23 protein-coding genes are annotated in these 23399 nt (G+C 56.4%); 16 read left to right on the top strand and 7 right to left on the bottom strand.

Going from position 1 to position 23399, the window contains the following annotated elements; all coding sequences use genetic code 11:
• Window positions 1-6: 6 nt before the first annotated feature.
• Window positions 7-960, bottom strand: a complete 954-nt coding sequence (locus ACTH3S_RS00765) for a DUF3530 family protein (protein WP_441807106.1) — start codon at window positions 958-960, stop codon at window positions 7-9.
• A gap of 90 nt (window positions 961-1050) precedes the next feature.
• Here ACTH3S_RS00765 and rpe point away from each other — a divergent pair, with 90 nt between their 5' ends.
• The 13 genes from rpe (at window position 1051) to ACTH3S_RS00700 (ending at window position 15321) form a co-directional block, all read left to right on the top strand.
• Window positions 1051-1752 carry a ribulose-phosphate 3-epimerase gene (gene rpe, locus ACTH3S_RS00760; protein WP_441807105.1) on the top strand — a complete coding sequence of 234 codons (702 nt, stop codon included), beginning with the start codon at window positions 1051-1053 and terminating at the stop codon, window positions 1750-1752.
• Window positions 1749-2438 (top strand): phosphoglycolate phosphatase, encoded by a 690-nt coding sequence (locus tag ACTH3S_RS00755; RefSeq protein WP_441807104.1) that lies wholly within the window; start codon window positions 1749-1751, stop codon window positions 2436-2438. The genes rpe and ACTH3S_RS00755 overlap by 4 nt, the downstream gene beginning before the upstream one ends.
• Before the next feature lie 248 nt (window positions 2439-2686).
• On the top strand, window positions 2687-4174 hold the full coding sequence (gene trpE, locus ACTH3S_RS00750) for an anthranilate synthase component I (protein WP_441807103.1): 1488 nt from the start codon (window positions 2687-2689) through the stop codon (window positions 4172-4174).
• Between the two features lie 15 nt (window positions 4175-4189).
• Entirely contained in the window at window positions 4190-4771 is a 582-nt protein-coding gene (locus ACTH3S_RS00745; RefSeq protein WP_441807102.1) for an anthranilate synthase component II, read from the top strand.
• Between the two features lie 13 nt (window positions 4772-4784).
• Complete coding sequence (gene trpD, locus ACTH3S_RS00740; RefSeq protein WP_441807101.1) at window positions 4785-5813, top strand: anthranilate phosphoribosyltransferase; 1029 nt, start codon at window positions 4785-4787, stop codon at window positions 5811-5813.
• 157 nt (window positions 5814-5970) lie between these two features.
• A complete protein-coding gene (gene trpC / locus ACTH3S_RS00735) occupies window positions 5971-6780 on the top strand; it encodes an indole-3-glycerol phosphate synthase TrpC (RefSeq protein WP_441807100.1) in 810 nt (269 codons plus the stop codon).
• 22 nt (window positions 6781-6802) lie between these two features.
• Window positions 6803-8170 carry an MATE family efflux transporter gene (locus ACTH3S_RS00730; protein ID WP_441807099.1) on the top strand — a complete coding sequence of 456 codons (1368 nt, stop codon included), beginning with the start codon at window positions 6803-6805 and terminating at the stop codon, window positions 8168-8170.
• 86 nt (window positions 8171-8256) lie between these two features.
• Window positions 8257-10074, top strand: a complete 1818-nt coding sequence (locus ACTH3S_RS00725; RefSeq protein WP_441807098.1) for an IucA/IucC family protein — start codon at window positions 8257-8259, stop codon at window positions 10072-10074.
• A complete protein-coding gene (locus ACTH3S_RS00720; protein ID WP_441807097.1) occupies window positions 10061-11887 on the top strand; it encodes an IucA/IucC family protein in 1827 nt (608 codons plus the stop codon). Before ACTH3S_RS00725 ends, ACTH3S_RS00720 begins: the two co-directional genes overlap by 14 nt.
• Window positions 11884-13185: an AMP-binding protein gene (locus tag ACTH3S_RS00715; RefSeq protein ID WP_441807096.1), complete on the top strand. Its 1302-nt coding sequence runs from the start codon at window positions 11884-11886 to the stop codon at window positions 13183-13185. The genes ACTH3S_RS00720 and ACTH3S_RS00715 overlap by 4 nt, the downstream gene beginning before the upstream one ends.
• Window positions 13182-13445 carry a phosphopantetheine-binding protein gene (locus ACTH3S_RS00710; protein ID WP_441807095.1) on the top strand — a complete coding sequence of 88 codons (264 nt, stop codon included), beginning with the start codon at window positions 13182-13184 and terminating at the stop codon, window positions 13443-13445. Before ACTH3S_RS00715 ends, ACTH3S_RS00710 begins: the two co-directional genes overlap by 4 nt.
• Window positions 13442-14455: a DUF6005 family protein gene (locus ACTH3S_RS00705; RefSeq protein ID WP_441807094.1), complete on the top strand. Its 1014-nt coding sequence runs from the start codon at window positions 13442-13444 to the stop codon at window positions 14453-14455. Before ACTH3S_RS00710 ends, ACTH3S_RS00705 begins: the two co-directional genes overlap by 4 nt.
• Window positions 14455-15321, top strand: a complete 867-nt coding sequence (locus ACTH3S_RS00700; protein ID WP_441807093.1) for a sugar phosphate isomerase/epimerase family protein — start codon at window positions 14455-14457, stop codon at window positions 15319-15321. Before ACTH3S_RS00705 ends, ACTH3S_RS00700 begins: the two co-directional genes overlap by 1 nt.
• Here ACTH3S_RS00700 and ACTH3S_RS00695 read toward each other — a convergent pair.
• The 6 genes from ACTH3S_RS00695 to ACTH3S_RS00670 form a co-directional block, all read right to left on the bottom strand.
• On the bottom strand, window positions 15297-15587 hold the full coding sequence (locus ACTH3S_RS00695; protein ID WP_441807092.1) for a DUF2218 domain-containing protein: 291 nt from the start codon (window positions 15585-15587) through the stop codon (window positions 15297-15299). The genes ACTH3S_RS00700 and ACTH3S_RS00695 overlap by 25 nt on opposite strands.
• A gap of 48 nt (window positions 15588-15635) precedes the next feature.
• Window positions 15636-17606, bottom strand: coding sequence for a TonB-dependent receptor domain-containing protein (locus ACTH3S_RS00690; protein ID WP_441807091.1), 1971 nt, complete (start codon window positions 17604-17606; stop codon window positions 15636-15638).
• A gap of 133 nt (window positions 17607-17739) precedes the next feature.
• A complete protein-coding gene (locus ACTH3S_RS00685) occupies window positions 17740-17967 on the bottom strand; it encodes a winged helix-turn-helix domain-containing protein (protein ID WP_441807090.1) in 228 nt (75 codons plus the stop codon).
• Window positions 17858-18445, bottom strand: a complete 588-nt coding sequence (locus tag ACTH3S_RS00680; RefSeq protein ID WP_441807089.1) for a response regulator transcription factor — start codon at window positions 18443-18445, stop codon at window positions 17858-17860. Before ACTH3S_RS00680 ends, ACTH3S_RS00685 begins: the two co-directional genes overlap by 110 nt.
• Window positions 18446-18515: 70 nt before the next feature.
• Window positions 18516-19127, bottom strand: coding sequence for a DUF4202 domain-containing protein (locus ACTH3S_RS00675; protein WP_441807088.1), 612 nt, complete (start codon window positions 19125-19127; stop codon window positions 18516-18518).
• 50 nt (window positions 19128-19177) lie between these two features.
• Window positions 19178-19795: a glutathione S-transferase family protein gene (locus tag ACTH3S_RS00670; RefSeq protein WP_441807087.1), complete on the bottom strand. Its 618-nt coding sequence runs from the start codon at window positions 19793-19795 to the stop codon at window positions 19178-19180.
• Between the two features lie 352 nt (window positions 19796-20147).
• Here ACTH3S_RS00670 and ACTH3S_RS00665 point away from each other — a divergent pair, with 352 nt between their 5' ends.
• From ACTH3S_RS00665 to ACTH3S_RS00655, 3 genes are all read left to right on the top strand, one after another.
• Window positions 20148-21116 (top strand): ABC transporter substrate-binding protein, encoded by a 969-nt coding sequence (locus ACTH3S_RS00665; protein WP_441807086.1) that lies wholly within the window; start codon window positions 20148-20150, stop codon window positions 21114-21116.
• 120 nt (window positions 21117-21236) lie between these two features.
• Window positions 21237-22271: an ABC transporter permease gene (locus ACTH3S_RS00660; RefSeq protein WP_441807085.1), complete on the top strand. Its 1035-nt coding sequence runs from the start codon at window positions 21237-21239 to the stop codon at window positions 22269-22271.
• A gap of 9 nt (window positions 22272-22280) precedes the next feature.
• Window positions 22281-23321: a betaine/proline/choline family ABC transporter ATP-binding protein gene (locus tag ACTH3S_RS00655; RefSeq protein ID WP_441807084.1), complete on the top strand. Its 1041-nt coding sequence runs from the start codon at window positions 22281-22283 to the stop codon at window positions 23319-23321.
• The last annotated feature ends 78 nt before the right edge of the window (window positions 23322-23399 follow it).

Below are 23399 nucleotides of genomic sequence, written 5' to 3'. Positions count from 1 at the left end.
GTTCAGCTAATAGCTCTCTTTCGGGCTAAGCCAAGCTGACAGTCTTCCCGCCAGCGACTTGCCGTGTCGTGCCGACAGCAAATCAGCCGAACCCATAAGTTGGAGGCTAAAGCCTTCCACTCTGGCCCGTTTCAGACCGGCCCTGCGCTGCTCGTACTCATCAGACGATGAAAGCTCCAGAATCCGCGGTACCGATGCTTTCTCCAGTGCCCCAGCCAGGTTTTCCGCATCTTGAGGGTAGAGCCTTGGGTTTACCCATATCATGGCTGGCGACCCGCCCAACTCCCTCGCGTTCAACACCACGTGGTTACTGCCACGACCAAGTCCCACCAAGGCAACGAGCTCTTCATCGCGCGCTTCAAGCTCGGCAACACCGGCCAATAGCTGGCTGCGAATGTGCGAGCGATAGGCGATTTCCGCGTCATCTGCGGTTTCTGTGGCCATCACATCAATGGTGGCTGGACTGTTAATATCTAGGCTCGGGCCGCCCAACTCACTGTCTGACACTGGTTCCGCGGCAGGGCGCTCCAGAATCCGCTCAACAGCCAACGACGGCGATTCAAGCCCCAGGGTGAGCACGGCAAAGTTACGGCGCGCCAACTCCCGTGCCAACGTCCCAGTCAGCCCAGACTCCGCATTTCCACCCTCATCTGCCAGAATGATCAGCCCACCCCGAGCTGGCGCTTCGCGCGCGGGCCAAAACATGGCAAGTGCGCGAGCGCCATCCTCAAGATCCAGCCACCGAGCCGCATCTGGAAACCTCTGGCTAAGCTTCTGTTCGCCCAAACCAGACATAACAGCGCCCCGCGCTTCGGTGGCCGGCGCCTGAGTGAGCTCTGGCGAGTCATCTTTGTTCTGCGCGTATGCGGGTAGCCAGCCACCGAACATTGCGGCAAACGCTAGCCATCCGCAAATCCTCCCGGTGTAGTCGCTTCGGCTTCCTGTTCTAAATCGGTGCACAGTTCCTGCTCCTTTGGCTACGAAAACACACTCTTGTACTGTTAGACTGTCATCAATTTCAATTACTGCCAATTGTTTGCGAGAGCCGTCATGAACCCTTATCTGATTGCCCCATCTATTCTGTCTGCTGATTTTGCCCGCTTGGGCGAAGAAGTGGATAACGTTCTGAGCGCCGGCGCAGACGTGGTGCATTTTGACGTTATGGATAACCATTATGTGCCCAACCTGACCATCGGCCCGATGGTGTGTGAAGCGCTGCGCAAGCACGGTGTTACTGCACCCATCGACGTACACTTGATGGTATCGCCAGTTGATGACCTGATTCGCATGTTTATTGACGCTGGCGCCAGCTATATCACCTTCCACCCGGAGGCGTCCCAACATATTGACCGCTCCTTGCAGCTGATTCGCGAGGGCGGCTGCAAAGCCGGCCTGGTGTTCAATCCGGCCACACCGTTGCACTACATGGATCATGTGATGGACAAGCTGGACATGGTGCTGATGATGTCAGTCAACCCTGGCTTCGGCGGCCAAAAATTCATTCCCGGCACTCTGGATAAACTGCGGGATGCCCGCAAACGCATCGATGCCAGTAACTACAATATTCGGCTGGAAATTGATGGCGGCGTAAAAGCTGACAACATCCGTGAAATTGCCGAAGCTGGTGCGGACACATTTGTTGCAGGCTCGGCTATTTTCAACACGGATGATTACAAAGCCACCATCGATATCATGCGCAAAGAGCTGGAACAGGCTCGCACAACACTAGGCCACAAGATGCCCGCCCAATGAGCCTGGCAGGACTATTTAATACCAGCTGGCCGGGCATTGCGTTATTTGATCTTGATGGCACCCTGGTAGACAGCGCGCCCGACTTGGCAGCGGCGGTTGACCGCACTCTTGAACAACTGGGGCGCAAGCCAGCCGGCATTGAGCAGGTGCGTAAGTGGGTGGGCCACGGCTCCCCCATACTGATGCGGCGCGCGCTGGCCGGCAAAGCCGACTGGGAACCAGCAAGTCCCAGCGATGACGCTCTGTTCGATGATGCTTTGACGTTATTATACCAAAATTACCAACAGCTCAACGGCCAGTATTCGACAGTCTACCCAGGTGTTGAAGCCTGCCTTGAAACATTGAGCGAACGTGGCTGCCCCATGGCCGTGGTGACCAACAAGCCTGAACAGTTTGTGGCGCCTCTGCTTGAACAAATGGGCATTGAGCATCACTTCCAGCTAATTGTGGGCGGCGACACCCTGAGCACAAAAAAACCAGATCCCGCGCCCTTGCTCCACGCCATGGAGGCTCTTCAGGGCAGCCGTGGAACCACGGTAATGGTGGGCGATTCCGCAGCAGACGCCAGTGCCGCCCAAGCCGCTGGCATTCCTTGCGTAGTCGTCACCTATGGTTATAACTTTGGCCGCTCAGTACAAACACTGGGGGCAGACGCTGTGGTTGATTCCCTGAGCGAGCTTTTGTAACCTCTAGGGTCTTGGTCTTTTAAATTATTCAATTCGGGAGATTCCTGCCGTGCAGGGACTGAATCTGACTGCAACGCGTGGCGTCCTCATAACCCGCGCAACACGATGGTGGCGATGGCGTACCGGCTGAAAAACTCAGCCCGGCGGATAACGAGCGCCTGCCCGTTTAATGCCACCACCCGACAGGCCCGGCAAGCACTGCCCAACAGGCCTGCTCGAACGCAGATCAGATTTCAGGAAACCCGACCATGACCTCCGAACAATTCCACAAGCTGGCACAGGCCGGCTTCAATCGTATTCCCGTGTACCGTGAAGTGCTTGCGGACATGGATACTCCTTTAAGTACCTATCTCAAGCTGGCAAGTGGGCCATACTCCTACCTGTTTGAATCGGTACAGGGCGGTGAGAAATGGGGCCGTTACTCCATCATCGGTCTACCCAGCCAAGAAGTGCTAAAGGTGTTCGACCATCGCATAGAGATTCGCCGGCACGGCGAATTAGTCGAGAGTGCTGAGGTAGACGACCCGCTGGCGTTCGTTGCCAGCTATCAGGAGCGTTTCAACGCCCCGGATCTGGAAGAGCTACCGCGCTTCAACGGCGGCTTGGTGGGCTACTTCGGCTACGACACCGTGCGCTACATCGAGAACCGCCTGGCAACCAGCTGCCCGCCGGATCGCATTGGCACACCCGACATACTTCTGATGGTCTCCAACGAGCTTGTGGTCTTCGATAACCTGCGCGGCAAGCTGCACCTGATTGTGCATGTAGACCCGGCCGATGAAGGCGGATACGATCAAGCCCAACTGAGACTGGACGAGCTTGAACAGCAGCTGCACCGACAAACGGCCAACACCCCCAAAACGCCAGAGCATCTGCGCGGCAAAACCGTGGATGAAAGCGAGTTTGTGTCTGGTTTTAACCAGGAAAAGTTCGAGGCTGCAGTAGGCAAAATCAAAGACTATGTGTTGGACGGCGACGTGATGCAAACTGTCATCTCCCAGCGCATGTCGATTCCGTTTGAAGCACCGCCCTTAAACCTGTATCGCTCGCTAAGGGTACTGAACCCTTCGCCTTACATGTACTTTTTGGATCTGGACGACTTTCACATTGTAGGCTCATCGCCAGAAATTCTGGCGCGCATGGAAGACCGGGAAGTGACCGTTCGCCCCATAGCTGGCACCCGCAAGCGCGGCGCCACCGAAGCGGAAGACCGGGCACTGGAAGCCGAACTGCTAGCCGACCCGAAAGAAATCGCCGAACACCTGATGCTGATCGACCTGGGCCGCAACGACGCCGGCCGCGTCTCAGAAACCGGCACCGTGCGGCTGACTGAGAAAATGGCCGTGGAACGATACTCTCACGTGATGCACATCGTCTCCAACGTGACCGGCCAGGTAAAAGACGGCACTAGCTGCCTGGACGTGCTCAAAGCCACCCTGCCCGCAGGTACCTTGAGCGGCGCGCCAAAAACCCGAGCCATGGAAATTATCGACGAACTGGAGCCGGTTAAACGCGGTGTATACGGCGGCGCGGTGGGCTACCTCTCGTTCAACGGCAATATGGACACGGCCATTGCCATCCGCACGGCAGTCATCAAAGACAATACCCTGCACATACAGGCCGGCGCCGGCATAGTTGCCGATTCAGTACCTCGCCTTGAGTGGAAAGAAACCATGAACAAAGGCCGCGCCATTTTTCGCGCGGTAGCCATGGCCTACAACGATTTTGACCACTGAGGCGAGGGAAACACCATGCTATTAATGATCGACAACTACGATTCCTTTACCTACAACGTGGTGCAGTATCTTGCGGAACTGGGTGCTGAGGTTCAGGTACACCGCAACGACGAAATCACCGTGGAGCAGATCGAGGCACTGAACCCAGAACGGCTGGTAATCTCACCCGGCCCCTGCACACCTAACGAAGCCGGGGTTTCCATGGATGTGATCCGTCATTTTGCCGGTAAGATTCCCATACTCGGTGTCTGCCTTGGCCACCAGGCAATTGGCCAAGCGTTCGGCGGCAACATCATTCGCGCCGGGCGCGTGATGCACGGCAAAGTATCCCCGGTTTACCACCAGAACACCGGCGTGTTTCGCGGCCTGAACAATCCACTGCAGGCCACCCGTTACCATAGCTTGGCCATCGAACAAGCCAGCCTACCGGACTGTTTAGAAATGACCGCCTGGACTCGCAATAGCGACGGCAGCGTGGAAGAAATCATGGGCGTGCGCCACAAAACCCTAGCCATTGAAGGGGTGCAGTTTCACCCCGAATCAATCATGAGCGAACAGGGCCACGAACTGCTGCGCAATTTCCTGCGAACCCAATAACAAGGCGAAACCAATGAACATGAAAGACGCACTGAACCGGGTAGCCGAAAACCTTGATATGTCCCGGGAAGAAATGAAAAGCGTAATGCGCACAGTCATGAACGGCGAGGCCACTGACGCCCAAATCGGCGCCCTGCTGATGGGCCTGCGCACCAAAAGCGAAACCGTTGACGAAATTACCGGCGCCGTAGAAGTGATGCGTGAACTGGTCTCCGGCGTAAGCATTAATGCAGAACCACTGGTAGACATAGTGGGCACAGGTGGCGATGGCGCCAACCTGTTCAACGTATCCTCCGCCTCCGCCTTTGTGGTCGCCGCCGCCGGTGGCTTTGTAGCCAAACACGGCAACCGCGCCGTTTCATCCAAAAGCGGCAGCGCCGACCTGATCGAACAAGCCGGCATCAACCTCAACCTGAGCCCGGAACAGGTTGCCCGCTGCGTAGAAGAAATTGGCGTAGGCTTCATGTTCGCCCCGGCTCATCACGGCGCCATGAAACACGCCGTTGGCCCACGCAAAGAAATGGGCTGCCGCACCCTGTTTAACATCCTGGGCCCCATGACCAACCCCGCCGGCGTAAAACGCCAGCTAGTGGGTGTATTCAGCAAAGCCCTGTGCCGCCCCATGGCAGAAGTGCTGCAAAAACTCGGCTCTGAACACATCATGGTGGTTGCCTCAAAAGACGGGCTAGACGAAATCAGCCTGGCCAGCGCCACCCACATTGCAGAGCTGAAAAACGGCGAAATCATCGAATACGACATCACCCCGGAAGACCTGGGCGTCAAAAGCCAAACCTTAGTTGGCCTGACGGTTGATACCGCTGAAGAATCCCTGAACTTAATCAAAGCCGCCTTCGGCCGTGGCCACGACGAAATGGCCGAAAAAGCCCGAGACTTGATCGCCCTCAACGCCGGCGCCGCCATCTACGTAGCCGGCCTGGCGCCAACCGCTAAAGCAGGCGTGGAAATGGCACTGGACGCCATGGGCTCGGGATTGGCCGCCGGCAAGCTTTCGGAACTGGCTGACTTCTCCCACTGTTTTTGAGCTGAGAAGGCTAGCACCCAAACATGAGAGCGTGGCGGTAGTCGCTTCTCAAAACTGTCTGCAGCCAAGGATGGCTGCAGCCAAGCCCTACATGGACGTATTCACGGGCGTGTTTTTGAGAAGCGACTACCGCCACGCTCAAACACGGAATCAAAAAATGGCTACACAAAACGACAAAACCCCCACCATCCTGCGCAAAATTATAGAAAGAAAGTGGGAAGAAATAGAAACCCGAAAACGCGCTAAAAGCCTGGAAGATCTCAAAGCCCAAGCCGGCGACCAACCCGGCACAAGAGGCTTCACCAACGCCCTGCGCCAGCGCATAGAAGCCGGCACACCCGCTGTTATCGCCGAAATCAAAAAAGCCTCACCCAGCAAAGGCATACTCCGCGACCCATTTAACCCAGCCGGGATCGCCGAAAGCTACGAAGCCGGCGGCGCAGCCTGCCTCTCCGTACTCACCGACCACGACTTCTTCCAAGGCCACGAAGACTACCTAATCGCCGCCCGCAACGCCTGCAGCTTGCCGGTTATTCGCAAAGACTTCATGGTCGCCCCCTACCAAGTCTACGAAGCCCGCACCATAGGTGCCGACTGCATACTCCTGATCGCCGCCTGCCTCAGCAAAGACCAGATGCAAGAACTGGAAGGCATAGCCCACGAAATTGGATTAGACGTACTGGTAGAAGTACACAACGGCGAGGAACTCGACGACGCCCTAACACTGAGCACACCGCTGGTCGGCATCAACAACCGCGACCTGCACAGCTTTGATGTATCACTGGAAACCACCTTCAACCTGCACCAGCGCATAGGTGCCGACCGCATGGCTATCACCGAAAGCGGCATCATGACCCGTACCGATGTGCAGGCCATGACAGATCGTGGCATTTACGGCTTCCTGATCGGTGAGTCGTTCATGCGTGCACCGGAACCCGGCGAGAAGCTGCGAGAGCTTTTCAGCTGATCCATTCAGCCACGGCAGCGCCATGACTCCTTCCAGCAGCGAAACCAACGACCCGATATTGGCCGGCCCTTATTGGCCGGCCTTTTTCCGCTACGCCCTGCCCTCAGTGGCCGGGCTTCTGGCACTAACCACCGCCAGCATCGTGGATGGCATTTTTATCGGCAACTTTGCCGGTGCTGACGCGCTCGCGGCGCTGAACCTACTGATTCCCTGGTTTACGTTAATGTTCGGGCTGGCGTTGGCGTTGGCCATTGGTGGCACTGTGCGGGCCGGTCGTTATTTGGGTGAAGGCAACCAGGCTGCCGCGTCTGCGGTCTTCAGCAAATGCATGACAGCAACGCTGGCGCTGGCTTTAACCGGCGCGCTGGTCGGTCTGCTGTTTCACGAATCCATTTATCGATTGCTCGGGGCTTCCCGCAACGTCTTCCCGCTGATGTCCGAATACTATCTGGTGATTATCTGGGTGATAGTGGTGCAGCTGCTGACCATGGTGCTGTATTACTTTGTTCGGGTAGACGGTTTTCCCGGGCTGGCCACCACGGCGCTGGTGTTAGGTGCGGTTGCCAACATCGCACTGGATGCGTTGCTGGTGGGGTATCTGGATTACGGCCTGCGCGGTGCAGCCATCGCCACCGGCATAGCCCAGCTGCTGCAATTTTCGGTGTTGGCCCGATACTTCGCCAAACCGGCGCGCAAGCTAATGTTCCGGTTGCGGCAACACAACTGGCGCGAAGTGCCCAAGGCCTTCGCCAATGGCGTGTCTGAGTGGATCAACGAGATGTCGGTGGGCTTGGTGATGCTGCTGATCAACTGGCTATTAATGACCTCTCAGGGGCTGGCCGGTGTGGCGGCATTCACCGTGGTGAATTACCTGATCTTCCTCAGCCTGATGGTGTTTTACGGCATTGCCGACGCCATGCATGTGTTGATCAGCCACAATCTGGGCGCAGGCAATGCCGAGCGCATTCGCCGGTTCATGGGCTGCGGGGCTACGGTGATTCTGGCCTTGGCGCTAACGCTGGTGGGCACTGTCTGGCTATTCGGCAACGATGTGGTTCGGCTGTTCCTCGATACCTCCGCAGACCCGGCCACGGCGCAGCTGGCCGATCAGTATCTCGCCATCCTCTGGCCGCTGTTTTTGGTCAACGGTATCAACGTGCTGCTGTCGGTGTACCTCACCGCCACCCACCAACCTCTGCCCTCGGCGATGGTGGCGTTCTCCCGCAGCTTGGTGCTACCGGCTCTGCTGCTGATGGGTCTTGACCGCTTTGCACCAGACTGGCCGCTGCTGCTGGCGTTGCCAATGGCCGAATGGCTGACCTTCGGGCTCGCGCTGGCGTTGTTTGTTCGTTTTCAACCCCAGCGTTTGCTTACGGCCCCTACGGCCTAGTGCCAAATGTAAAAGATGTAAATATATTTCAATTGAGGATAATTCTCATTTAGATTATCTCCAAATTCTGACTTTGGAGTGTCGACATGGGACCGTCCGCCCGCGCGATTGCCGAACAGGCAAGCTTTCAGGCTTTTCTTCATGGTTATCTGCAGGAAATAGATCCCGGTCAGTGGCGTGAAAACACTCGCTCTGCCCGCACGCCCAACCAATGGGCCTGCGAGCTGTCACTTGAAAGCCAGCGCTCCCGCCTCGCCATTGACATTGTGTACCGTTCTGATCTTGGTCGGCATCGCTACGGCAAAGTACAGCAGTGGCTGAACGGCCGTTATTGCTGGGCCGAGATTGAACCCTTTCAGGCCATGTGCCTGCTGGTGCGGGAACTCTATGCCCGCTCAGCGGGTATGGTGCCAGAGCTGCGCAAACTGCGGGAACTGGAGCTGCTGCACCGGCTGACCGACAGCTACGGCGTGATGACCCGCTACATTGCCAAACGCCGACACGACCCGCGCCTTCTCCAGAACGGGTTTCTTGAGGCTGAGCAATCCTTGCTGTTTGGCCACGCCAGCCACCCCACTCCGAAAAGCCGGCAAGGCATGCCGGAATGGCAGCAAGACGCTTACGCGCCGGAGCTGGCGAACCGGTTTCAGCTGCATTACTTCATGGTGCACCAATCCTGCGTGGAGGAGGATTCAGCAACCCCTTTGCCCGCCAGCACGATGGCGGAGTTTCTGATCAAAGGCGGCCACCCCACATTAAACCTGCCCGACGACCACGCTCTGATACCGGCCCACCCGCTGCAGGCCCAGTGGTTGCTGCTGCAACCGGCGGTGCAAAACGCCATTGAAGACGGAGTGATTCATCCCCTCGGGGCGCTGGGGCCGGAGTTCTCTGCTACGTCTTCGGTGCGCACGTTGTACAGCGAGCAAGCGGAGTGGATGCTGAAGTTCTCGATTCCGGTGAAGGTAACCAACTCTTTGCGGGTCAACAAAGTGCCGGAATTGCGGGCCGGCGTGGTGATGGCCCGGTTGATTCAACAAACCGGCTTTGCCGAGAGTGAGCCGGCGTTCCGTATCCTGCAAGACCCCGCCTACTTGACGGTGAATCTGCCCGGGCAGGCCGAAAGCGGGTTTGAGGTGATTTTTCGGGAAAACCCCTTCCCCAAAGGCCAGGATCACGGCGTGATCAGCCTTGCTGCGCTGACTCAAGACCCAATGCCCGGGCGCAATTCCCGGTTGCTGAGCCTGATCGAAGGCGTGGCGCTGAATGAAAACCGCAGCCTGGCCTCAGTCAGTCAGGACTGGTTCCAGCACTACCTTGCCTGCGCCATTGCGCCCGCGCTGCGGCTTTACGACGAACACGGCATTGCGCTGGAAGCCCATCAACAAAACAGCCTTCTGGACATCCGCGGCGGCTACCCGGACCGCTATTACTACCGGGACAACCAAGGCTACTACCTGTCGGAAAGCCGGCGCGAGTCGTTGACAGCGCTGTGCCCGGATGTGCGCGATACCCCGGAGCTGTTCTATCGGGATGCGATGATTCGCGACCGCTTCTGTTACTACCTGATTGTGAACCAGCTGTTTTCAGTAATTGCCCGCTTTGGCGTGGATGGGCTGGTTTCAGAGGCGGTTCTGCTGCGCCAGCTGCGCGGCTTTTTGCAGTCGGAGCTTGCGCGCCTTGATGGCCCGGCCCGGCCGTTGGTGGCCACGTTGCTGGAAGACAGCTGCCTGCCCTACAAAGGCAACCTGCTGACCCGTGTGCACGATGTCGATGAGCTGAACGCCGAGCTGGAAATGGCGGTGTATACCAGCATCCCCAACCCGTTGTGCCGCCGTGTGCAATCCGTACTACCCAGCCAGCTACGCAAACAAGCCGTTGAGGTGCACCATGGAGCTGCGTAACCCGGTGACCGAGCCCGCTTCGGTGGCGGCACTTGCGGAAACCCCGCAGCAACGGGTGCTTCGACAACTGTTGGAGGCCTTGCTGTTTGAAGGCCTGGTGCTCTGTTACAAAACCGACTCCCGCAGCGAAGGCTGGCAGTGGCTGAACTTTACGGTGGGCACGTTGCAGGCTCGCTGCCGGGGCCGGGTTCGGGGCTTCAGCCGCGTACGTTTGGACATCGAAACCCTGAGTTTTTACCGCAATCAACGCCCGGTGACGGTGAGCCTACCGGCGCTTATTCAGGAGTTACCCGGTTCCCGCTCACAGCACCAGGTATTGTTGAAAGAATTGGCCGCCACCATCGCTAACGAAGAACAACTTCGAAACAGCCATCAAACCCGCACGTTGCACGATCGGCGCTCGCTGCACGGCGAAGCGCTGGACCGGGCCATTCATGAGGGGCACCCCTATCACCCATGTTTCAAAAGCCGGGTGGGATTTGGGGCCGACGATTTAATGCACTACAGCCCGGAAGCCAGCACCGGTTTCCGGCTGTACTGGGTGGCCATACCCCGCCGCTATCTGGACAGCCAGCTGCCCGCGTCAGACCTGGCGTTCTGGCAGGCAGAGCTGGGCGAGGAAACGGCGTTTCTGCTGCGCGCAGCGTTTCATCGAGTGGGCATTGATTGGCAAGACTACGGCGCAGTGCCTATGCACCCCTGGCAATGGCAACACCTCAGTACCGGGCCACTGGCCAAACAGCTTGAGGATTTCGACATTCGCGATCTCGGGCCATTAGGCGACCGCTACCAGCCCAGCCAGTCCTTGCGTTCGCTGTTCAATATGAATCGCCCCGACAAGGCCTGCATCAAACTGCCACTGGGCATTCACAACACCTCGTCCCGCCGGCATCTGGAGCCGCATTCCGTGCCATCGGCACCGGCCATCAGCCGCTGGCTGGAAGCGATTGTTGCATCAGACCCAAGGCTATCGCGGGACTACCCGCTGCGGCTGTTGCCGGAATACGCCAGCCTGAGCTTTACCGCGCAGCCCGGCACACTGCCCGGGCAACACCTGCTTGAAGGCGAGCTGGCCGCTATCTGGCGCACCAGCCTCAGTGCCCGGCTGAACGAGGGCGAACAGGCGATACCGCTGAATGCGCTGTTTCAATGGCAGCCCGACGGCCAGCCGTTCATCCAGCCGTGGGTACAGCGGTACGGCCTTGAACCTTGGCTGAACGCCACACTTTCGGCCCTGATTCTGCCAGTCTGGCACATGCTGGCCGCTCACGGCGTTGGCCTTGAAGCCCACGCTCAAAACAGTCTACTGGTTGTACGTGAGGGCTGGCCCAACGCGCTCTTATTGCGGGATTTTCACGACAGTGTGGAGTACGCCCGCAACTACCTGGCACTCACCACGCCAGAGCCGGATCTGGGCGAACGCCAAGCCGGTTACGACCAGGCACCGGATGATCTGTATTACCGGATGACCGGCCCCGAAGCCCTGCGAGAACTGGCTGTGGATACCCTGTTCATCTACAACCTCAGCGAATTGGCGCTGCTGCTCGAAGACGCCTACGGATTTTCAGAAACCCGGTTCTGGACGCAGGTGCGCAAGCTGCTGGACCAATACGCCCAGCAACACCCGGAGCTTCAACGCCGACTATCGCAGCTCGGGTGTGCCCAACCAAGACAAAAAACCGAATCACTACTGACCCGAAAACTGCAACCGGACACCGGGAATGTGAGCCATTGGGTTCCCAATCCTTTGGCCATCACCCCGACCGGTTTCACGACTTCTTTCACCGATCACCAGCAAACGAGGTTTTCGTGACCACCCCTCTGTTTTATGTTGATAACACCCCTTACAGCCAGAACGATTGCGACCGCATTGTGTCGCCACTGGTCGGCTCGGGGCCGTTTCAGAACCTGGCTAGCTGCCGCTTGGCGGTTTGCCTACAAGACACCGCCCACTGGCTGGCCCTGTGCCTTTGGCTGAAACCACTGGGCGCCAGCGTGCTGCCTATTCATCCCGGCACGCCCCGGCAAGCGGCACAAACGTTGGCAAAAGACACCGGCTGCAGCCATTTGCTGTTCGGGGACAACCTGCGCGATGCCGCTCCCGAAGCCTTCGAAGCACTCACAAATCCGGCCCAAAGCAACGGTGGCGAGCTGATTCAACTCAGCTCTGGCACCACCGGCAAGCCCAAGACCATTGCCCGCTCGTGGCGGGATATCGACCGTGAACTCACGGCCTACGTTGACCATTTCACCGAGGCGCAGCCACTCACCCCGGTGGTGGCCTGCCCGGTCACCCATTCTTACGGTTTGATCTGTGGCGTGTTGGCGGCATTGGAACGGGGCGCCACACCCCATGTGGTGACCAACCTGAACCCCCGGTTCATTTTGTCCCGGCTGCGCTCAGTGCCGGAACATCTGCTTTATGCCTCCCCCACACTGGTCAGCTTGTTGATCCGGATACTGCCGCCAAGCGAGACGCTGCATACCGTAATGCTGTCCGGCGCGCCTTTGCCCGCCCCGGTATTAAATCAGCTTCGGGACCGCTGCCAACGGCTGTGCCAGCAATACGGCTGCTCAGAGGCCGGCTGTGTTGCGCTCACGGCAAACGTGACCGTGCCCGGCTTGCTGGGCAAGCCCCTGCCCCATGTCTCACTGGATGCCGGCACCTCCGCAGAGCAGCCTGACGACGTACTGATTACCATCAAAGGCAGTGGCCAGCTGATTAATACCCGGGATTTGGGTTATTTCGACGCCCACGGCCAATTGCACTTTCTGGCTCGCACCGACGACACCATTAACGTGGCGGGGATCAACGTATACCCCTGCGCGGTGGAAGACGTGTACCTGAGCTACCCGGGCATTCGCGAAGCAGTGGCTTACAAGCAAGCCGACAGCTTTGCCGGCGAACGGGTGTGCCTGCGCTTCGTCGCCGATTCTGAGCTGGATATCGATCAGCTCAAACAGTGGAGCCGTGAACACTTGTCGCCTCATCAGGTGCCCGTCGTCATCGAGCAGGCGGAAACCATTCCGCGCCTGCCCAACGGCAAGGTCAGCCGACGGCTGCTGAGCGAAGCGCCCGCCAATACCCTTGCTGCGGAGGTGCCCGCATGAGCACCAACCGCCACGCTGCCATCAAGGCGGTGCTGCAACAGCATCTGCCCAACGCGCGACTGCCTGCCTTCGCGGGCAGTGCCCGGCTAAACGCCGACCTGGCCATTGATTCCATCATGCTGCTGCAGCTGATTGTGCATCTTGAGCTGGAACACGCCCTCAACCTGCCGGAGGAAACCTTGTTGACCCACCAACTGGAAACCGTCGACGATCTGGCCGGGCTGCTGGTTGCTAACGACCACAAGGAGCCGTCGCTGTGATCAAGGTGCACTGTTTTGTCAGTTGCGTGTGCGAAATCATCAAACGCACGCCCGGGGTAGACCACCGCCCGTTTTACTTCGGCGTTTGGGATGCCGATTTTTCGGTGAATGATGCAATGGAGCTGTCGTACCACTCGCCCCACACCCGCCATAACGAATTCCGCGATTGGTACAAGCTGTTGTACGGCATCAGCATTGAACCTTGGTACAACCATGAGGCGGACAAAGAAACCAACATTCAGATGCTGGTTTCACTGGTGGAAAACCGCCCCTCGGACCGGCAGGTCATGGTGATGCTCGATTTGTATCGGCTGCCCGAGCGGGAAAACAAGTTTCACCAGAATCCGTTTCCGCACTACGTGATGCTGGAAACCACCGACAACCCCGATGAATGGTTCATGTCTGACCCGGATTTCCGTTGGGAAGGGGTATTGCCGAAAGCCCGGATTCTGGAATCGGTGCGTTCTCCGGCCGCCACCGGTGGCTTCTATTTTGACGGTTTGAACATACGCCACACGCCGGCAGAAACGGTTGCCGCCTACTTCGCGCAATGCATGAAGGCCAATCAAAACCCGTTCACTGATGCCCTGACGCGCATCCTTCACGCCCACATCGGGCCAGACGCCAACCAGCCATTGGCGCACCTGCCCCATGCTTTCCGGGAAATTCCGGTGATGGCGATTCGCAAGTACGCCTATGAACACGCCTTCGCCTGGCTGCTCGAAGATCAGGGCAAACAAGCGGAAGGCGCGCCCTGGTTTGAAACGGTCTGTGAAGACATCGAACGTTTGGTGAAAACCTACACCCAGATCCAGTTCCGCGCCTTGAAGCTGGTGATGTCCGGCAATAACGACCTGCTGGCCAGCGTTGAGCAACTGTTGGATGAACAAGACGAGCGGGAACTCGCCATCAAAGCCAGCCTGCTGGGGTTGTTCGACGACTGGCAGCGTTACCGCAACATCGGTGTGCCACGAACCGATACCGAACATGCCCCCCTGGAGGTGCTGTGATGATCCGTTTTCACCTGTGTACCATTTCATTCCGGCACCATTTGGTGTCGTTACCGGAGCTGGCCGACTGGGCCAAACGCAACGACTTCGACGGTATTGAGCTCTGGGCCGTGCACGCGCGCCATCTGGACCGGCAACCCGCCTTGGATGGCCAGTGGATAGAACGCCAAGGGCTGTGCATTCCCATGGTTAGCGATTACCTGCCGCTGGATGGCAGTGAGGCGGAAGCGCTTCGCAAAACCCGCGAGGCCTGTCGGTTGGCAAAGCGTTGGCACGCAAACAAGGTGCGCACCTTTGCAGGGCCATTAGGCAGTGATGAGGTTTCGGCCAGCCAACGCCAGGCTATGACCCAACGGTTAAAAACACTGACCCAATGCGTGGCCGATGAAGGCTTGTCGCTGATGCTGGAAACTCACCCGGGCACATTGGCAGACACCGTGGGCTCCACCCTCGAACTGTTGAGCGACATTGACCACTCGGCCCTGGGCATCAACTTTGACGTGCTACACGTCTGGGAATCCGGTGCGAACCCTTTGGTTGCTCTGAAGCAGCTGGCACCCTGGGTACACCATTGTCACTTCAAGAACATTCAACAACACAGCCAGCTTGGTGTGTTTGCCCCCGCCAACGTGTATTCACCCGCGGGTACGCGTGAAGGCATGGTGCCGGTCTTGGAAGGCGCCTGTGATTACAGGCCGATACTGGCGGAGCTGGGGGCCTGGCAATCAGAAGGCATCGCCATGGACGTGTCTCTGGAATGGTTCGGTTCAGACAGCTACCGGGTACTGAACAGCGATCTCCGCCAGCTACGCAAGGTGCTGGCAGAGCACGGCACTCAGCCTCAAGCGGTCGCGGGGTTCCACTGAACCTCGGCCACCTCATCGGCAGAAAAGCGGATGAGGTGGGAAGCCACCACCTGCCCCAGTTCTTCCAATTCTTCTGCCGTAGGAGCCTGGCACTCAAGTGCCAACACCCCGTTTAAACTACTCAACCGGCACTCTCCGATGGAGAAGGTGAGCAACCCGTTGGTTTCACTCCACTCGGCTTCGATCTTGTGGCTGAAATGTTTGCACAAGCGGTTAATCAAACGGCTGGGGTTAGTCGTGGCTACATGAGCGTTCATAGAATGCATAACAGTCTCCTTGGAGTCAGCGAACTCGGGTGTGTAACATCAGTTGGCTCAGAAACGCATGGCCAATCCAAGGCGGACATCCCGGCCCGGTGCGGGCAGACCAACCACCCCTTCATACCCTGCGATGTGCTCGTAATCGGCATTACTGGCATGGTCGAGGTACTGCTTGTCACCCACATTCTTGACCGTCAACGTCAGGCGCAGATCTTCGTTGCCGGTGGGCAGCCAGTTCACGAACAGGTCGTGCACGCCGTAGCCAGGTTTGTCGATCGTGCCCACTGAGGTTTCCAGATTGTCGATGCCCTGAACAAACTGGCCCTGCCAGCCAAACTCCAGATTGCGGTTCCAGCGGTAAGCAAGATCGGCCACCCAGGTGTCGCCGATGGTGTTGCCCAGCAGATTATGTTCGTACACGGTCAATGGCTGGCCATCCACTTCGGCATCGTTGCTGTGGAAGCTCAAACCTGCGCTCAGAGCGTTCCATTGGTAACCGGTTGCAATGCGGTAGCCATCAGATTTTAGATCACCAACATTCTCATAGACGGCAGCACGCGGAACCATCGGATCAGAAATAGCATCCTTGATTTCAGAACGATACACCTCGGCCGACAGGGTGACGTTCTGGTACGCATAGTCGAAGCCGATTTCAGTGTTCTTAGCCCTTTCGCTTTCCAAATCCGGATCATTTTGTGCACCCTCGAACTTGAACGCATCGTGGGGCATGGGCCCACGGAAGGCTTCGGCGTAGCCGGCTTTCAGGGTCAGGCCATCCAACACGTGCCAGGCCAAGCTGGCGTTCGGGCTAACCGCGTCTTCACTGAACGTCTGTTCGTTATTGTCGCGCAGACTGTAGTCGTCGTAGCGGGCGCCGGTACTGAGCAATAATTGCTGGGTGAGCCATAGGTCTGCCTGCAGATAAACACCGAGAACATCGCCACTTTCTTCTTCCGCTCGCTTATCAGCGGCATAACCGGCATTCACCTTGTCTTCGCGGTAATCGACCCCGTAGGTCAGGCTGTGCTCACCCAGTTGACTGGTGTTGCGCAAATCACCACCGATGCTGCGGCTGAAGCCGTAATAACGTCCCCAGCGGTCTTCCACATTCTGCTCTACTTCTGATTCGGCCTGGTACAAGGTGAACTCGGTATTCACCCACGGATTCCCTTCCGGCGCGACAGCGTAGTTCAATGTGGTGGTGTCCCGGCGACCGTCCAGATCGTAGAGTTTGTTGAAGCCACTCACTACCCACTGTGGGCGCTGCGGCCGCTCGCCTTCATCGGTGCGAACTTCGCGGCTAAGGCGAAGGGTTTGGCCGTTGCCAAAATGCCCCACTAGTTTGGCCATACCCATTTGCTGGCGAGCATCCGTACCGGGCACTTCATCACCGTTGCCGTCTTCATAACGTTCGTGATCACTCTGGCTGACTGACACCAAAGTACTCCACCGGTCGTTCAGGCGACCAAAAATCGTGGAGTTCACACTGTAACCTTTGGTGTTCGAAAAGGAACCCAGCTTAACCAGCGCGCCCACGTCTTCACCGTCACGCAACAGATCTTCGGGATCTTTGGTCACAAAACGGATGGCACCGCCCAGTGCACCGGCCCCCGCCGTGGCTTTGCCTGCACCGGTTTCAACTTCAACCCGCTTCAGCAAATCCGGATCAACCGCGACTCGACCGGTGTGGTGGAACAAAACGCCGGCCTGAGTAGCACCATCCACACTGACATTCAGCAATGGATCTTCGAAGCCGCGAACGTACACCTTCTGGGCCACACCCACAGAACCACCCACACTCACTTCCGGCTCACCTGCAAACACGTCTTCAAGATCATCCGCCTGAAACCGCTCTAAAGCCTGGGCATCCACAACGGTGTCTGCATCTGCTGTGCGCTCGGCCGTCACTTGAATCGGATCCAGGCTGACAGGCTCAGCGTGAGCCAAGGGAGCGGCTAATAGAGCCAACCAGAAAGCACTGCGGCGAAACTGTGCTGGTTGTGCAACCGGGAAAAAAACTGCCATAACGACCATACTCCACCCTGATAACCATTCGTATTTGGTAAGCATTCTCGATAACTTGTGTCGCCAAGGGAATCAGTTTTACATTTGTTACATCTGTGCTGAGGATTGGAGCGCGCACGAGCCGGGATGCCATTTACAGGAAGCAGTACCCTTTACCGTGAATGGTTTGCAGCCGGTCGCTAGCCACGCCCGCCTTCACTAGCTTGCGGCGAATGCGGCTCAGGTGCATATCCAGACTGCGGTCGTATCGGCTAAATTCTTTTTCGAGCACCACTTGATAGAGGTAGGGTTTGCTCAGGGGTTCTCGTTGATGCAGTACCAGAATCCAGAGCAAACGAAACTGAATGGGGGTCAGACTCACTGAGCATGCCTGAAAGGATACTTCCATGATTTGGCGATCCAGCTGCAGCTCTCCCACTGAGAGTGGTTTGCGGTTCAGAGCGGTAATCAATATTGCCACGGGTGCGGCGCAGCAGGGCCTCGATCTTCAGGGACAACTCGATAACACTGTATGGTTTGGACAGACAGTCGTCGGCGCCCCGCAGATAACCCTGGATGCGCTCATCTTCGGCATCACAGGCGGTCAACATCATTACTGGGATTTGGCAGGTTTTGCGGAGCCTCTGCAACACGTCAAAACCATCCAATTCTGGCAACAGAGCACCCAGCAGAATAATGTCCACCCGCTGCTCCAGTGCGGCAACCAGAGCCTGGTCGCCTTGATAGCTTTGAACGACTCGGTACCCTCGAGCGGTTAGTTCACCGGCCAACTGTTCGTTCAGATGCGTGTTTTCTTCGGCGATTAGGATTTTAGACGTGTGTTTGGCGGAGCAAGCCATTTATTGAAACCGACTATCAAATGATAACAAGAATCATACGCAGCACTTGCACGCGCCTCAAGTGTCGTGATTATTCGCCGGTTTCAGAGAGAGCCCCCTGCAGTATAGCCAACAGATGCTGGGGTAGATTGTCTGCCAACCGCAACGCTGCCTTATGGCCCCGAGGGGTCATCTTGCCCCAGGTGCGGCGAATAATCCTCAGCCATTTCTCCCGGTCATATTCCGCATTATCAGCGTAAAACTGCGCAAAGTATTTCTCCAGAAACACCATGCAGGCAACATCTTCCAAAAGCTGCGTATCGGCATCTTTACGCAGCTCCCGCTTGGTTAAAATCACCTCAACCCGCTCACACTCACTCTCGGGATAACCGCACTCGGCCATGATTTCCGCAGCCCTTCGGCCATGCATGCGCCCGCAAGCCTGACGCCACTCATAATAAGATTTTCGGCCTTCAGGGTAGTCACTGCGAGGCATTTTCCAGCGCTCGATGTGCTGGGCCCGACAGGCAATCTGCAGCCGCTCTGAGGGGGCAGGCTCCAGTTCATACAACCACCGGGTCATGTGCAGGCTGTAAGCATACTCTCTGGGTAAAGACTTACCCCCGACCATTTCCTGATTGGCATCTACGCGATTTGCGCGGTCAATCGAACCCAGAACACACTCAAGCAGTGCGCATTCCATATGTTTTCCCTTGGTGTCATGCATATCAGTTGAGACAGGCTAACACAGCATCAAACCAGTGCAGACGGACGGGTGTTGATACGGTCATACCATGCCTGAAGGTGCGTCTGCTCCGGCAGAATGCGAATCTTCACCACCTTGGCGAACGCGACCGTTGTGAACGCGTTAATATCGGCTGCTGTAAGGCGATCGCAACAAATATATTCCCGATCAGCAAGATGGTCATTGAGGAATGCCATAAACTTGCTAACACCTTTACCGCAATCTTCACCCCACTCCTGGATGGGATTCATCCTGTCTTTGAAATAACCGCTGGTATGCTGAAAACACATACCCGTGGGCAAAAAGAAGTAAAACTCAAGCCACCTAACCCATTGCTCTATCGTCGCTTTCTCGATTGGCGTATTCCCTAGAAGGGTAGGCGTATCCGGATAGCTCTCTTCAAAGAAACGGCAAATGGCCATGGTCTCGGAGACGCAGGTTCCGTCATCCAGCTCCATAACCGGCACTTTCTTCATGGGGTTACGTGCGATGTATTCCGGTGTCAGGTTTTCACCTTTCTGCAGATCAATCTCGATAAACTCGGCTTTCTCAAGCAGCCCTTTCTCTGCCATAAACATGCGAACGCGGCGAGGGTTTGGTGCAGTCTTTGTTTCAAAAATTTTCATTATTTTCAGCTCCGTTCCAGACAAATCAGCGGTTACTCAGAGTAACGAACAACCGAGAGATTGGCCCGAAAAAAGGGTTGCGTCAAGCAACCGCCAAGAAGCCCCTGCAGCCGTCTTTATACGTCTTCAGAAATGACGCATTTTCGTTAAAACCTTGTAACTAGGCTCAAGACCTTTATTCTTGTAGCTACGTGGTAACCGAGATGAACCGCTTTGCCCTATTTCCCGAATTGCATAAAAACCGCAATCCGAAGAGCCTCTTTCGGTTACTTCCCCTCAGCAGTGAGAAAGTCAGCAAAACAACAAAAAAAAGTTCCACCAGAATTCACCAACCTAAAACGGAGAAGTGACTATGCGAAAGCTTACGTCTGCTGCGCTGCTATGCGCGCTATCAGCACCTGCCATGGCTCAAGCCAACTGTGGCGAAGTTTCCATCACCGAAATGAACTGGGCCTCTAACACGGTAGTCACCAGCGTTGCCAAATTCATCATGGAACAAGGCTATGGCTGTGATGTAACGGTTGTACCTTCAGACACTGTGCCTGCAGTGACATCTGTTGCCGAGAACGGCGAGCCCGACATTGTGACCGAATTGTGGCTCAACTCTGCAGGCGACGCTTACCTGCGCCTGGAAGAAGAAGGCAAGATTGAGCGGCTTGGCAAAGTGCTTGATCCCGGTGGTGTCGAAGGTTGGTGGATTCCCACTTACCTTGCAGAAGAGCACCCGGAATTGAAAACGATCGAAGGCATCATGGCCAACCCTGAACTGGTCGGCTCACGCTTTAACAACTGTACTGACGGTTGGGGCTGCAGGATTGTCAACGACAACCTGATTCGTGCTTTGGATCTTGAAGAGTCTGGCATTGAGGTCTTCAACCACGGGTCCGGCGAAACTCTGGCCTCTTCAATGGCGTCTGCGGTTCAAGACGGAGAGCCTTGGTTTGGCTACTACTGGGGCCCAACGGTTCCCCTCGGCAAACTCGACATGACGCGAGTAAAGCTCGGCGAATACAAGAAAGACGTCCACCAGAAGAACCAAACCGCAGATGCTGACAACCCCGGCGTTTCCGAGTTTCCTGCGGCGCCTATCCTCACGTCGGTTACCACCGACTTCAAGGATCGTGAGCCCGAAGTGGCTGAGATGCTGAGCAAAATGACGTTCAAAACAGACACCATGAGCGCACTGCTTGCATGGATGGACTCCAATAACGCCTCTGCAGAAGAAGCTGCGGTTTATTTCCTTAGCAACAATCGTGATGAGTGGTCTGCTTGGCTGAGCGACGACGCCAAGAAGAAGCTTGCGGCCATTCTTTCAAACTGATTAGCCCGCCTTGGCCCGGGATTGGTATTCGCAAGAACGCTACCCCGGGCATATTTGATAATGAGCACAACCGAATTCTGTGGCGTATGACATACCCTACGCCGAAGAGGCTAAACGCTAATGGCAACCTACGATTCCCTGTTTTCGTCACTGGGTTTAAAAGACTGGTGCGCGGAAGGTAAACAAGATGGCCCTATGTCGATGGCCGACCTACTGGCCAAGACTAAGGGCAATAATGCAGAGCCAGACTCCCTGTGGGACGTTCCTTTTCCATCCATGGATGCCCTTAACGACTCCTGTGCCGCATTTCCGCAATCCCGAGAACTTACGAAAGGCCTGGAACAGGGTTTTCTGGCAGTAAAAGACAACCTCAGCTTAGTGCTTGATCCACTGACTCAGCCACTGAGCTGGTTTTTGGACGGCGCACTTTACGGCATGCTCAATACGCCTTGGTGGATCATTATCCCGATCATGTTAGCGGTCGTGTTTCTGGTCACAAAATCCTGGAAACTGGTGCTGTTTGTGGGCGCCAGCATTTGTCTATTGGCATTCATTGATTACTACGTTTACGCCATGCAAACTCTGGCCATCATTTTTGTCTGCGCCTTTTTATGCGTGCTTCTTGGTGTGCCTATCGGCATTGGCATGTCGCGAAGTGACACCATGCAGCGAATAATGATTCCGGTGCTGGACATGCTTCAAACGTTGCCGCCTTTTGTCTATCTGATTCCGCTGATTTTCCTGTTCAGTGTGACTGAATCCAAGCTCTACGGCATCGCCATCATTCTGTACGCCATTGTGCCTGTAGTAAGGCTTACCAATTTGGGTATTAGACTGGTAGACAAAGATGTGATCGAAGCCGCCGATGCCTTTGGCATGACTCCTAAGCAAAAACTGTTCAAGGTTCAAATCCCGCTTGCTCTGCCCAACATTATGGCCGGTGTAAACCAGACCATCATGATGAGCCTGGCCATGGTTGTGATTGCATCTCTTGTTTCGGCTCCTGGCCTGGGGGTTCTGGTGCTTCGTGGCATCCGCAACCTGGAACTCGGCGTAGGCCTGGTTTCCGGCCTCGGCATTGTCATCTTGGCCGTCATTCTTGACCGGGTTACCAAAGCTTCTCTGGCACGCATCAATGCCACCCAAAAGCAGTGAGGACAAAACGTGGCAAATGATATAAAAATTTCCATCAAAAACCTCTACAAGATCTTCGGGCCCACGCCGGACGTGGCCCTGGAGTACGTAAAGCGAGGCATGAACAAAGCCGATCTGCTGGACCAGCAAAACCACGTTCTGGGGCTCAGAGACATCAACGTGGATATCCGAAACGGTGAGATCACCGTGATTATGGGGCTTTCAGGTTCTGGCAAATCGACGCTGATTCGCCATCTCAATCGTCTGATAGAACCCACCGCCGGAGAAATTCACCTTGATGGCGCGGATGTTCTGGAGCTGAACGAAGAACAGCTCCGCCAGCTTCGTCGGGAACAGATGTCCATGGTGTTCCAGAAGTTTGCATTGTTGCCACACAAAACCGTGCTCGAGAATGCCGGCATGGCTCGCAACATTCGTGGCTTTACCGTTGCGGATTTTGAAGGTGAGGCCACTAAATGGCTTGCTCGAGTGGGTCTTGATGGCAACGAAAACCAGTTTCCTCATCAGCTATCTGGCGGCATGCAGCAGCGCGTTGGCATAGCCCGAGCGCTGGTATCCAACTCGCCCATTATGCTGATGGATGAAGCCTTCTCTGCGCTGGATCCACTGATCCGCTCAGACATGCAAGACCTGCTACTGGAACTTCAAGGAGAGCTTCAAAAAACCATCGTGTTCATCACCCACGATCTGGACGAAGCACTGAAACTGTCTGATCACCTGGTCATTCTCAAAGATGGTGAGGTGGTGCAGCAAGGTGATCCTCAGGACATCCTGCTCAACCCTAACGACCCTTATATTGTTGCCTTTATAAACGATATAAACCGGGCACGGGTACTGCGGGTACGCTCCATTATGGAACGTCACGGAGACGACAACAAAGACTACGCTGGAGACCTTTCCGAAAAAGACAATTTGGAGACAGTGCTCTCGCGGTCGGGCGGCGACACGGACATGATATTCCGAGTGGTAAGGGACGGCGAGACAGTGGGCAGCCTCAGCATGAAAGATCTGACTCGCGCTTTGGTTCCAACAGAGGCTTCGCCGGCATAAAGTATCAGCGCCGGCTAACGTAAAAAGCCCGCAAGCCGGAATCTTTTCCAGCTTGCGGGCTTTTTACGTTCAGCTCAG

It is taken from the genome of Marinobacter sp., from assembly GCF_052094685.1.
Lineage (GTDB): Bacteria > Pseudomonadota > Gammaproteobacteria > Pseudomonadales > Oleiphilaceae > Marinobacter.
The sequence above is the reverse complement of the archived record's forward strand: the minus strand, read 5'-3'. Positions and strand labels throughout refer to the sequence as shown.